Origin of the sequence: Yoonia sp. (assembly GCF_042093035.1) — a bacterium.
Lineage (GTDB): Bacteria > Pseudomonadota > Alphaproteobacteria > Rhodobacterales > Rhodobacteraceae > Yoonia.
The window spans coordinates 1-11,284 of record NZ_JBELFI010000086.1 but is presented as its reverse complement, the minus strand read 5'-3'; the positions used below and the strand labels follow the sequence as shown (position 1 = coordinate 11,284).

Below are 11,284 nucleotides of genomic sequence, written 5' to 3'. Positions count from 1 at the left end.
CTATTTGGAACAACGTGGTTTGAGCGCGGATGCGCAGGCCCGTTGGGAAATCGGGTTTGCGCCTGCGAAAGCCGGCGCATTGGAGCATCTGACCGGAAAAGGGACTGATGCCAAGCTTGTCGTTGATGCCGGATTGGCGGCTGAAAGTGATCGCGGCAATGGGCTTTACAACCGTTTTCGTGATCGCATCATGTTTCCGATCCGTGATGCCCGTGGCCGCGCGATTGGTTTTGGGGGCCGCGCCATGGACCCCAATGCGCCAGCCAAATATTACAATTCCCCTGAGACCGCATTGTTCGACAAAGGCCGCAGCCTTTATAACTACGGACCCGCACGTGAAGCGGCAGGCAAAGGCAAGCCGCTGATTGTCGCCGAGGGCTACATGGATGTAATTGCCTTGTCTGAGGCAGGGTTTATCGCCACAGTCGCCCCGCTCGGCACGGCGATTACCGAGGATCAGTTGCGCCTGCTGTGGCGGATCGCTCCGGAGCCGATTATCGCGTTGGATGGTGATACTGCCGGGATGCGCGCGGCGATGCGGGTGATTGATATCGCCTTGCCGCTGCTTGAGGCCGGGCAATCCTTGCGGTTTGCGATGATGCCGGAAGGACTTGATCCCGATGATCTCATCAAGGCGCAAGGGGCGGGGGCGATGCAAAAGCTGCTCGATGCGGCGATCCCGATGGTGCAACTTTTGTGGCAACGCGAAACCGAAGGGCGGAACTTTGACAGCCCTGAGCGCAAGGCGGCACTCGACAAAGCGCTGCGCGAAAAGATCCAGCTGATTAAAGACCCTTCCATCCGGAACCATTATGGGCAGGCCATCAAAGAGATGCGCTGGGCTCTGTTTTCACCGCGTAAGCCGCAGAGGCCGCGCACTGGTGCGCCGGGGCGATGGAACAGCCGCCAAGACCCTTGGAAGCGTGATGTCAGTCCCGTGGCGAGTGCGCGCAGCTCTGCTTTGGCGACGGCGGGTGCCGCCGAAGACCACCTGCGCGAGGCGGTGATTCTGGCAGCCATGATCGTGGCGCCCACCGTCGCGCCGGAATTTGAAACCGCGCTGGAGCAATTGGACAGCCGCGACCCAGAGCATCGCGCGTTGCAGGCATGTGTGCTGCGCAATCTTGGGACGGATGATCTCATTGCGACTATTCAGGGTGAACTTGGCGGGGATGCTCTTGAAAAACTCATGCGCCAGAACCATGTCGCTATCAGCCCTGCTGTCAGGCGCGAGGGCAATCCAGAGATTGCGCGCCTGTGTCTGGCGGAAGAATTTGCAAAGCTCAGTGCGCGTCGCGGCCATGCCCGTGAAATCGAGGATGCGATCGAAGACCTCAGCGGGGTCGCCGATGAGGGTTTGACCTGGCGTTTGGCGCAAGCCACCGCTGCCGTCGACAAGGCAGGGCGTGGCGATAATGAAGACAAGGCCGAATACGCCATTGGCGCGAACGGTGCACGCATGAAGAAAGATGAGCAAAGTGCATTTGACCAGCTTCTTGAGAAAATCAATTTTGCCAAAGGACGAAATCGTCCTAACTGACGTTTATCGTCACACCCGGTAAAAATAGGATCAGACCTGCTTGCGAATCACTTCGATGCGGGGTTGATTCGTCCCAAACCGAATCAGCCGAATCACCTCGGCATGACCAAGCGCTTTGAAAGGGCATATTGTATGGCCGCGAAAGATACAGACGATCGTAAAGACGCTGACCAGGACGGTGATATCAGCCTTGATATGAGCCAGACCGCCGTTAAGAAAATGATCGCCGACGCGCGTGAACGCGGCTACATCACCTACGATCAGCTGAATGCGGTGCTGCCACCTGAACAGGTGTCCTCCGACCAGATCGAAGACGTGATGTCGATGCTCTCTGAAATGGGAATTCAGGTTACAGAGGAAGAAGAGAGCGAAGAAACCGAGGAAAATCAAGGCAATACCGCTGTCGCGACCGTATCGGGTTCGCGCGATGTGACCATTGGCGGTGCTGAGGCCGAAAAGCTTGATCGCACTGACGACCCGGTTCGGATGTACCTGCGCGAGATGGGTTCGGTTGAGCTTTTGTCGCGCGAGGGCGAGATCGCGATTGCCAAACGGATAGAGGCTGGCCGCAATACAATGATCCTGGGGCTATGTGAGAGCCCGCTGACATTTCAGGCGATTACGATCTGGCGTGACGAACTTCTGTCAGAAGACATCCTGCTGCGTGACGTGATCGATCTGGAGACGACTTTCGGCAACCAGATGGGCGAGGAGGGCGAGGAAGAAACCGTTGTAGCCACCCCGGCCGTCGCTGGAGAAGAGAAAAAGGAAGAAACCCACGAACTCGACGCGGACGGCAATCCGATCGTCAAAGACGACGATGATGACGACGAAGATCAGGCCAACATGTCGCTTGCCGCGATGGAAGCCGCGCTGAAGCCACGGGTTCTGGAAACCTTGGAAATCATTGCGCGCGACTTTTCGGAACTCTCTGACATGCAGGATGCGCGGATGTCGGCGACGTTGAATGAGGATTCGTCCTTTTCCGACAAGCAGGAAGGCAAGTATCAAAAACTGCGCTCCGAGATTGTCGAACTGGTGAATTCGCTCCACCTGCACAACAACCGGATTGAAGCGCTGATTGACCAGCTTTACGGCATCAACCGCCGGATCATGTCCATTGACAGCGCGATGGTGAAGTTGGCCGACCAAGCCCGGATCAACCGTCGCGAATTTATCGAAGCCTACCGTGGTCGTGAGCTTGATCCGAACTGGCTTGTTGACATGGGTGAAAAATCCGGTCGTGGCTGGCAAATGCTGACCGAGAAATCGACCGCCAAAATCGAAGAACTGCGCGGCGACATGGCCCAGGTTGGCCAATATGTCGGCGTCGATATCACCGAATTCCGCCGCATCGTGCAGCAAGTCCAGAAGGGCGAAAAGGAAGCGCGCCAGGCCAAAAAAGAAATGGTCGAGGCGAACTTGCGTCTGGTGATTTCAATCGCCAAGAAATACACGAACCGCGGCCTGCAATTCCTTGATCTTATTCAGGAAGGGAACATCGGCTTGATGAAAGCCGTTGATAAATTCGAATATCGGCGCGGGTATAAATTCTCGACTTATGCGACATGGTGGATTCGTCAGGCGATCACGCGCTCGATCGCAGATCAGGCGCGCACGATCCGTATTCCTGTCCATATGATCGAAACGATCAACAAACTGGTGCGCACCGGCCGACAGATGCTGCATGAAATTGGCCGCGAGCCCACTCCAGAGGAATTGGCAGAAAAGCTGCAAATGCCTTTGGAGAAAGTCCGCAAAGTCATGAAGATCGCCAAAGAGCCGATCAGCCTTGAGACCCCAATCGGGGATGAGGAAGACAGCCAGCTCGGCGACTTCATTGAGGATAAGAACGCAATCCTGCCGCTGGACAGCGCCATTCAGGAAAACCTGAAGGAAACAACGACCCGGGTTCTCGCTTCCCTCACGCCACGTGAAGAACGGGTGCTCCGGATGCGCTTTGGGATCGGCATGAATACCGACCACACGCTTGAGGAAGTCGGTCAGCAGTTTAGCGTCACGCGTGAACGGATCCGACAGATCGAGGCCAAGGCGCTGCGCAAGCTCAAGCATCCAAGCCGGTCGCGCAAGCTGCGGTCATTCCTGGATCAGTAAGGGTCCGACATCACCTCAAATCAGGGGGCGCATGAAGTGTTCAGCAAACTCTTTGGAAGCCGCAAACAGCCAGAGCAAGAGCCAGAGACCTACAAGGATTTCGCCGTTTACCCCGCCGCGCAAAAAGACAGCGATGGGTTTCGGCTGGCGGCGCGGGTTGAAAAGCAGGTGGGCGGTGACTTGAAGGTCCATCATCTGATCCGCGCCGATATATTGAACACGCAAGAGGCTGCAAACGCGGCGGCCGTGGTGAAAGCAAAGCAACTCATTGACCAGATGGGTGATCGCCTGTTTGAGATGTGATGCAGACGCAGTTCTCCATCAGCACAAATGGCCCCGGCCTTTATGAATTCACGCGCGACGTGACAGCGTGGGTGCGCGGGGATGGGCTGTTGACCCTTTTCGTGCAGCACACTTCGGCCAGCTTGCTCATTCAGGAAAACGCTGACCCGGAGGTACAAACCGATCTGCAAAACTTTTTCACGCGTCTGGCACCACCCGCGACCGACCCCCGCATGGCCTATCTGACCCACACCAATGAAGGCCCCGACGATATGCCCGCCCATATCAAAGCCAGTCTTTTGCCAACCCACCTCAGTATTCCTGTCATCGACGGGCGGCTCAGTTTGGGGACGTGGCAGGGGATCTATCTGTTCGAACATCGCGACCGCCCGCACCAGCGCCAGGTCATCGCAAAACTGCTACGCTGAAGCAAAAAGCGAGTCCCAACTGCAACGCTTTTCTTTCCGCGCCTGCACCCTGCATTTGCCCACTACCCAAATGTGAACCGTCTACATATAGTGGCTGTGGATAAGTTGGGAGGCTGTCGCGCGACGCCCCCATAGAAGATATGAGGGATCATCATGCGTTGCCCATTTTGTGGAAATGTCGACACTCAGGTAAAAGACAGCCGCCCGGCCGAAGATCACGTGGCTATTCGTCGCCGTCGTTTTTGCCCAGCGTGTGGCGGGCGGTTCACGACCTATGAACGGGTGCAGCTACGCGACTTGGTTGTCATCAAGTCAAACGGGCGCCGGGAGGACTTTGACCGGCCAAAACTGGAACGCTCGATTCGGATTGCCTTGCAAAAACGCCCGGTCGAACCCGAACGGATGGACCAGATGATAAGCGGGATCGTGCGCCGTCTGGAAAGCATGGGAGAGACCGACATCCCCTCAGGCACCATCGGTGAAATTGTGATGGAAAGCCTCGCGCGGATTGACACGGTGGCTTATGTGCGCTTCGCCAGCGTCTATAAGAATTTCCAGGCCGCTGATGATTTCGACAAATTTGTCAGTGAGTTACGCCCGGATAACGGCCCCGAAGATAAAGGGTGACCAGCGGCTCTGACGCCCGTTTCATGGCGCTCGCCCTGTCATTGGGGCGGCGCGGCTTGGGGCGTGTCTGGCCCAACCCCGCAGTTGGTTGCGTGATCGTCAAGGGCGGCCAGATCATTGGTCGGGGCGCGACAGCGGACGGCGGACGCCCTCACGCGGAAGCGATCGCATTGGCGCAGGCCGGAGGAGCGGCAGAACAGGCAACGGTCTATGTGAGCCTCGAACCTTGCGCGCATCACGGCGAGACACCGCCCTGCGCTGAGGCGCTGATTGTGGCAAAAGTCGCCCGTGTTGTTGTCGCGACCGGCGATCCCGATCCGCGTGTTGCGGGCCGGGGGATCGCAAAGCTTATGGCTGCGGGCATTTCAGTCACGCAAGGCGTCTTAAAAGATCAGGCCGACACCGATCATGCAGGCTTTTTCCTGCGGATCACGCAAGACCGTCCCTTCGTGACGCTCAAACTTGCGGGCACGCTGGACGGGCGGATCGCAACTGCCAAGGGTGAAAGCCGGTGGATCACGGGCCCGGATGCACGTCGGGCGGTGCATATGATGCGCGCGCGCCACGACGCTGTGATGGTGGGTGCAGGCACCGTGCGCGCAGATGATCCATCGCTGACGGTGCGGGGTCTGGGGATCAGTCACCAGCCGGTGCGCGTGGTCGTGTCGCGCGCAATGCGATTGCCAGCAGATTTGCAGCTCGCGCGGACCGCCCAAGTGGTCCCCGTCTGGCTTTGCCATGAGGCGGGGGCACAGGTGCAGCCTTGGATAGATCAGGGTGCGGTCAGCCTGCCATGCGCCACCGCGTCCGGCGCGGTTGATCCGCATGACGTGATGCGGGTGCTGGCAGACAAGGGGATCACGCGGGTGTTTTGCGAAGGCGGCGGGATGATGGGGGCATCGCTTTTGAATGCCGGATTGGTTGACCGTTTGGTAGTGTTCAGCGCAGGTACGGCAATCGGGGCAGAGGGCACACCGATGCTGGCTGCAATGGGTGTTTCAAAACTCGACACGGCGCCCCGTTTCGATTTGGTCGATGTGTCGCGGCTTGGAGCGGACATCTGCCAGATCTGGGATAAATCATCGGCGCCATAGATGGGCATAGCCCGACATCAGCCCTTGGGTTTTCGCAAGCAACCTGTTGGCTATCCTGCGTGGTGGCAAGTCATTGTTTTCAATACGATCTACGACCACTTCTGGCGGGCAGGCCTGCTGTGTCACAGGATCAAAATATCGTGGATAATCGATCAGTGCGGCATGGACGAGCGCAACAAGATCAACGCGCGCTGCCCGGCGCGGGATTGGCATCGCGCGGTCATCCGTGAGCCCCCAACCGGCGTAAAAAGGCATCCCGAAACAGGTGACGGGTTTGCCGCGCAACAGTGCCTCAAACCCAAGAAGCGACGTCATGGTCCAGACTTCATCCACTGCCGCGATCGCTGCGGCTGGATCTGTGTCGTTTAGTACTGCGTCCGCGATTCCCGTCGCATCCGGTAATGCGCCGGGTCGCAATCCGGTTTCCACATCTGGATGCGGCTTGTAGATCACGACGGCGGCAGGGTTGGCTGCGCGAACGGCTTTGAGCAAGGACAGGTTATCGCCGAATTCGGTTGTGCCAAAGGTGATTGAGGCATCGTCCTCCACCTGACCGGGCACGAGGATCCGGCGGCCCTTTGGCAAGCTTGGGGCACGGTCAGTTTTCAGATTATACTTGGATAGGCCCGCGCCGTTGATCCGCGCGATCAAGGCTTCTGCACGCTGCCGCTCGGCCTGCGTGAGCGCAGCGCTTTGGTTGATAAGGTTTTCCAATTTGCTGGGGCGGGTTGCGTCGTAGTAGATGCCGATATCATCCAATACCAGACTGAGTGGTGCGACCAGATCAGCCCCCAGCCCCCGTGACCGCAAGAAACCATCCTCAACCAATGTGCCATCGGAACCGTCCGCTGATGCCCAACGCATCAGGTTCCTGTTCCGTGCCGGTGCGTTGCCGCGCAGGAACCGCACCGGCTTCACGCTACCAAAGACATCCTGGATCGGTTTGCGTTTCCACAGCCGCATCCCCGCCGCGTCCCATCCGTGCTGGTCCTCGCGCCACGCGCGGCTTTGGCTTGTGATCGTGGCCAGCGCCTCCTCAAAGCTGCAAAGACGGTCGTGGAACGGGTCGTACCATGTCGGGTAAAGGATCATCGCGGCGGCAAAGAGCTGCGCGCGCGTCAGATTGCGTTGGCGGCGTTGCAATGGCTTTCTGTCATCGGTCAACCCCCACCCCATATAGAACGGTTGGCCGAAAACCACCGGCTTGTGGCCTGCAAGAATAGCCTCAAATCCGGCTTGGGAACTGACTGTGTAAACTGCTGTCGCGCCCTCAAAAAGTGTCCATGGTGACAAGGGATCAGTGCAAACAGAAATCCGGTAATTGGCATCTTCTTGCTTGAAATAGCCGATCCGATGCCCGGCCTGTGTTTCCGGGTGCGTTTTAATGATGATGCGCGCGCCGGGGTGTTCGGTCATCGCGAAAAAAAGCATTTCGCGGAATGTATTGCTGTCCGCGCCGCTGGCGTTGACAGAGGCGTCTTTTCGGGTTTGATCGATCACCAGCACGTAACCCGGATCGGGGGCGGGCAGGCCCGGATCGGAGGCATTGTATTTTGAGATTTCATGCTTTTGCATCAATGCCATGCCCGCACGCGCGCGGTCCAGAAGGACGGTGTCATCAAGCGGATTTTCCGTCAGGATCATTTCCAGATCACTGCGCGCTGCGGGATCAAAATGCACGCCGTTTCGGTCAATGTTCAAACCGATGGGCGGCTCTCCGTCGCGCCCCGGTTTGACGGAGCGCAGGAAACTGTCTTCAATCCGAATGATCGGTGCGTCTTTGCGTTGCGCTACCGCCTGACCGCGCGGGGCGGTAGGACTATGCCCCCAGACCCCGACCAGATCGCCATCCGCAGGTGTCCCGAGCCGAATATCGAAGCCGGACAATTGAAGAATGCGCCTCACACGGCCTTGAGTCAGAAAGCCGCCGTTATAGACAAAAAGGTTTTCGCGCGCGATCTGGGTCATTGCCGCCAAGCTACGGCAGCCGGCCCTCGTTCACAACGCGCAACCGTTTTGGGTGCCGCGTATCTTTGCCTTTGATCGTGGCATATGGCCCTTCTTCGCGCAGCATCATATCAATCACCTGACGCAACAGCTGTTTCCGGCCAGAGGCAGAATAAAACCCGCCCGGAACCTGACTGGTTTCCAGCAGAAATTGCCGGTAATCGCGATAGGCCGCAATATCGGGCCGCGCGGGTTCTGCAAAGAACTGGTCAAGCGACTGATCTGAGACGAATTCCGTTTTGTTGTAGACTGCCTTGCCAAAGGACTTCAGCGGGATCCCACGCCAGAGCGCCTGTTGCCCGGCGGTGGAATTTACGGTGACCGCCGACGATGCCTCATCCAGCAGTTGCGCCAGCTTGCCGCCGCGCAAGTAATGCACGCGTGCTGCAATCCCGTAGGTCCGCGCGATGTCGCGGATCATGTGGCGCAGCGGCGCTTGTCCGCTTTCCAATGGATGCGCCTTGAAAATTAGGTGGTGGTGGACGGGCGCGCCGTTGGCAAATCCGTCAATAACCATGGCAATAAAGGCCCGCATGTCACGAAATTCAGCGTGGGTCTGAAAGTTTGTATCATGCTCAAGTTGCAACAAGGCGATGTGATAAGGATAACCGCCCGCTTTGATCTGGCGCGTTTTCCATGCCCTTTCCAGCGCGAAATAGGGCATCAGCAAGAGCCGTTTGGTATAAAGTGCCGCTTCGCGATGCACCGGTAGGGTACGATGGCTGCGGTAAGCGGGATAGCGGCGATTTCGGAACATCACGAACCAATGATAGAGTGCGCCATAAAAGATGTGCTGTCGCATATCGCCCCATTGCGCGGGCGGCGTCGGCATATCCCCGTCTGACTGCGCCAACCGGTTTTTCATATCGGTGACGCTGATATCCATCAATTGGGAATACCCGTTGCTGCCATCGCGTTCATAACTCACCCAATAGGGCCGCATATAGCCTTCTTCAAAAACGTGAACCCGCAGGCCCAGTACCTTCGCTTGAGTCACAGCCTCCGCATGAATCGGGCGGGTATCGCCATATAGCACCAGATCGGTGATCTGATGGTCCGTCAGCAAGGCGGCCAGTGTCTCGGACCAAGCCGTCAAAGGCTCCTGAAAGGAAATGTAATCCTGCGACCTTCGCCAGAATGCAGCATCGCCGGCGTTGAACCCCACACGCAACACGTTTGCACCGGTTTTGCGCAGCATTTTGGCCAATTGCCAAAAGAACGGCCCATGCGGCCCTTGCAGGAAAAGATATGTGCGTCGTGACGTCATCATGGCACTCTAGGCGGTCTTCGTTTCAAAGGCGTAAATCCTTTTCTGTCCTGATTATCTGCCTCGCGCAAGGGCTGCGCCTTGTCGGTGCGGCGGTGAAAGGCTAGGTCTTGGCAGGGATATAAAGGACGGACGGAACATGTTTACTGGGATAGTCACGGATATCGGCAAAGTGCTTGAAATCGAGCAGCGCGGTGATTTGCGCGCACGGATCGGGACTGGTTACGATGTGGGTGGCATTGAGATCGGCGCGTCCATCGCCTGTAATGGTGTGTGCCTGACGGTCATCGCTCTGGGACGCAGTCCGCGGAACTGGTTCGATGTGGAAATTTCAGCCGAAACCGTCGGTGCCACGAATGTTGGTGGCTGGCAGATCAACACGCGCGTGAACCTCGAACGTGCCTTGAAGGTCGGTGATGAGTTGGGCGGCCATATCGTGTCAGGCCACGTCGATGGCGTGGCGGAGATTGTCGCGATGCGCGATGAGGGCGACAGCACGCGCATCACCTTCCGGGCACCCGATGATCTGGCACGGTTCATTGCGCCCAAAGGCTCGGTTGCGCTCAACGGCACGTCTTTGACGGTTAACGAAGTGGATGGCCGCGAATTCGGCGTCAATTTCATCCCGCACACAAAGATCGCCACCACATGGGCAAAGACCGCGGTCGGCGATCTTGTCAACCTTGAGATTGACACCATGGCGCGCTACGTGGCGCGGCTGCGCGCATTCGGGTGATGGGGTTGCTGACCGGGCCTTGCGCGTGATCGCTGTTAGGCCCGTTTCGCACAAATTTATGGGGTACAAGGCCAAGCTGGCCTTGCAACCCCCCAAAGATCAGTCCGGCTTAGCGAAGGCCGGGGACCGTGGCCGTTGTGGTAAAAATCATCGTGTCACCCGCACCGGCATGGCAAGCGATGCAGCCTGCATCCGCACCCTTGCCAACGCGCCCGGCAAGACGCATCCCGGCTGGGTTCTTGTCAAGGCTCCCGTCAGGCAGATATTTCACCCAGAACCAATCACGGTTTTCATCGTCATAGCCAGCCTCACGCTGAAACATCACCGTATAGGCACCGATATAGGTTTGCGGATCGCCCAGCACCTCATCCGCGCTGACACCTTCTGGGCCATAGTTGCGCTTGACGATCAAAGAGCCCTCGTACCCGTCCACGGTGGCGGTGGTATAGAATGTCTCAAGCATCATGCCATGCGGGACGACGCCCTCGTATGGAAAGGCAAGTTGCATCCCGTCGCCGGCAAGCCGGGCCGCCACCATGACCTCCCACAGTAAATCAGCGTAAGCCGCGTCCGCGTCCGTTCCAGCCGGGGCGTCTTGCGCGAATGTCGCGGTTGCAAAGGCTGTGGCCGTAACGCCAGCGGTAAGAAGTGATTTCATCGTAAACATGTCGTCCTCCCGATTATTTTGCCCCTCCACCTCTAGCAGCATGCCGTTGAAGTAGTTGGTCACCTCTTGTCACGATGAAGTGACCGCGCGCGGGTTGTTCTGCGGGTCGGGGCGGGCAAGGGTTGGGGCATGCGATACAGCTACATCCTCTTCCCTGCGTGGCTCTTTGTTACCCTGCCCGCGCCCGGCTATGCGGTTGAGGTTTGCGTCAGGAATGCAGATGCAGAGACATTCCACTTTGTTGTCGAAGCGCGCGGCGGGGATCGTTATGGCGCTGATTTGGCGGCAGGCGAAGTTCTTTGCGTCGCGAACCCTGCGGGGAAAAGTGGCGTCGTCTCAGTCTTCGAAAGCAGAACCGAGGTTGAAGGCTGTTCCCGTCTCGTCGGCGCGCCGGGCGGGACGCGGGTGCTGCATCGCTATGCGTCGTTTGATCGCTGTGCGTGGGACGACAATACGGACTAACCTGATAGGTTATCACGATGACTTGTAAGCAAGGTGGATCATGATCCCCAGGGGCTCAG

11 protein-coding genes are annotated in these 11,284 nt (G+C 58.0%); 8 read left to right on the top strand and 3 right to left on the bottom strand.

The genetic code is table 11. From position 1 onward, the window contains the following. The 6 genes from ACFDSS_RS10855 to ribD all read left to right on the top strand — a co-directional run. Positions 1–1,540, top strand: a 1,540-nt coding sequence (locus tag ACFDSS_RS10855) for a DNA primase (protein ID WP_375255764.1), incomplete at its 5' end; no start/stop codon positions are given. 132 nt (positions 1,541–1,672) lie between these two features. Continuing rightward, a complete protein-coding gene (rpoD, locus tag ACFDSS_RS10850; protein ID WP_375255763.1) occupies positions 1,673–3,655 on the top strand; it encodes an RNA polymerase sigma factor RpoD in 1,983 nt (660 codons plus the stop codon). A 36-nt stretch (positions 3,656–3,691) separates the two neighbouring features. Beyond that, positions 3,692–3,958 (top strand): HlyU family transcriptional regulator, encoded by a 267-nt coding sequence (locus ACFDSS_RS10845; RefSeq protein WP_375255762.1) that lies wholly within the window; start codon positions 3,692–3,694, stop codon positions 3,956–3,958. Continuing rightward, complete coding sequence (locus ACFDSS_RS10840; protein WP_375255761.1) at positions 3,958–4,365, top strand: secondary thiamine-phosphate synthase enzyme YjbQ; 408 nt, start codon at positions 3,958–3,960, stop codon at positions 4,363–4,365. The genes ACFDSS_RS10845 and ACFDSS_RS10840 overlap by 1 nt, the downstream gene beginning before the upstream one ends. Before the next feature lie 153 nt (positions 4,366–4,518). Then, the gene (nrdR, locus tag ACFDSS_RS10835) at positions 4,519–4,992 is read left to right on the top strand and encodes a transcriptional regulator NrdR (RefSeq protein ID WP_375255760.1); all 474 of its coding nucleotides are present in this window, start codon (positions 4,519–4,521) and stop codon (positions 4,990–4,992) included. Next, entirely contained in the window at positions 4,989–6,086 is a 1,098-nt protein-coding gene (gene ribD, locus ACFDSS_RS10830; RefSeq protein ID WP_375255759.1) for a bifunctional diaminohydroxyphosphoribosylaminopyrimidine deaminase/5-amino-6-(5-phosphoribosylamino)uracil reductase RibD, read from the top strand. The genes nrdR and ribD overlap by 4 nt, the downstream gene beginning before the upstream one ends. On the opposite strand, the gene ACFDSS_RS10825 is transcribed toward ribD, so the two are convergent. Together ACFDSS_RS10825 and ACFDSS_RS10820 are read right to left on the bottom strand one after the other, a co-directional pair. Next, positions 6,072–8,054 carry a capsular polysaccharide biosynthesis protein gene (locus ACFDSS_RS10825; protein WP_375255758.1) on the bottom strand — a complete coding sequence of 661 codons (1,983 nt, stop codon included), beginning with the start codon at positions 8,052–8,054 and terminating at the stop codon, positions 6,072–6,074. The genes ribD and ACFDSS_RS10825 overlap by 15 nt on opposite strands. A gap of 10 nt (positions 8,055–8,064) precedes the next feature. Continuing rightward, entirely contained in the window at positions 8,065–9,360 is a 1,296-nt protein-coding gene (locus ACFDSS_RS10820; protein WP_375255757.1) for a capsule biosynthesis protein, read from the bottom strand. Between the two features lie 139 nt (positions 9,361–9,499). Here ACFDSS_RS10820 and ACFDSS_RS10815 point away from each other — a divergent pair, with 139 nt between their 5' ends. Beyond that, on the top strand, positions 9,500–10,096 hold the full coding sequence (locus ACFDSS_RS10815; protein ID WP_375255756.1) for a riboflavin synthase: 597 nt from the start codon (positions 9,500–9,502) through the stop codon (positions 10,094–10,096). Between the two features lie 109 nt (positions 10,097–10,205). On the opposite strand, the gene ACFDSS_RS10810 is transcribed toward ACFDSS_RS10815, so the two are convergent. Then, a complete protein-coding gene (locus tag ACFDSS_RS10810; protein ID WP_375255755.1) occupies positions 10,206–10,763 on the bottom strand; it encodes a hypothetical protein in 558 nt (185 codons plus the stop codon). A gap of 129 nt (positions 10,764–10,892) precedes the next feature. On the opposite strand from ACFDSS_RS10810, the gene ACFDSS_RS10805 reads away from it, so the two are divergent. After that, entirely contained in the window at positions 10,893–11,225 is a 333-nt protein-coding gene (locus tag ACFDSS_RS10805; protein ID WP_375255754.1) for a hypothetical protein, read from the top strand. Positions 11,226–11,284 lie beyond the last annotated feature (59 nt).

What these genes read in the sequence shown, in the direction of transcription:
- ACFDSS_RS10805 (WP_375255754.1), top strand. Translation starts at nt 10,893, where the DNA reads ATGCGATACAGCTACATCCTCTTCCCTGCGTGGCTCTTTGTTACCCTG.
- ACFDSS_RS10840 (WP_375255761.1), top strand. Translation starts at nt 3,958, where the DNA reads ATGCAGACGCAGTTCTCCATCAGCACAAATGGCCCCGGCCTTTATGAA.
- ACFDSS_RS10810 (WP_375255755.1), bottom strand. Translation starts at nt 10,763, where the DNA reads ATGTTTACGATGAAATCACTTCTTACCGCTGGCGTTACGGCCACAGCC.
- rpoD (WP_375255763.1), top strand. Translation starts at nt 1,673, where the DNA reads ATGGCCGCGAAAGATACAGACGATCGTAAAGACGCTGACCAGGACGGT.
- ACFDSS_RS10815 (WP_375255756.1), top strand. Translation starts at nt 9,500, where the DNA reads ATGTTTACTGGGATAGTCACGGATATCGGCAAAGTGCTTGAAATCGAG.
- ACFDSS_RS10825 (WP_375255758.1), bottom strand. Translation starts at nt 8,054, where the DNA reads ATGACCCAGATCGCGCGCGAAAACCTTTTTGTCTATAACGGCGGCTTT.
- nrdR (WP_375255760.1), top strand. Translation starts at nt 4,519, where the DNA reads ATGCGTTGCCCATTTTGTGGAAATGTCGACACTCAGGTAAAAGACAGC.
- ACFDSS_RS10820 (WP_375255757.1), bottom strand. Translation starts at nt 9,360, where the DNA reads ATGACGTCACGACGCACATATCTTTTCCTGCAAGGGCCGCATGGGCCG.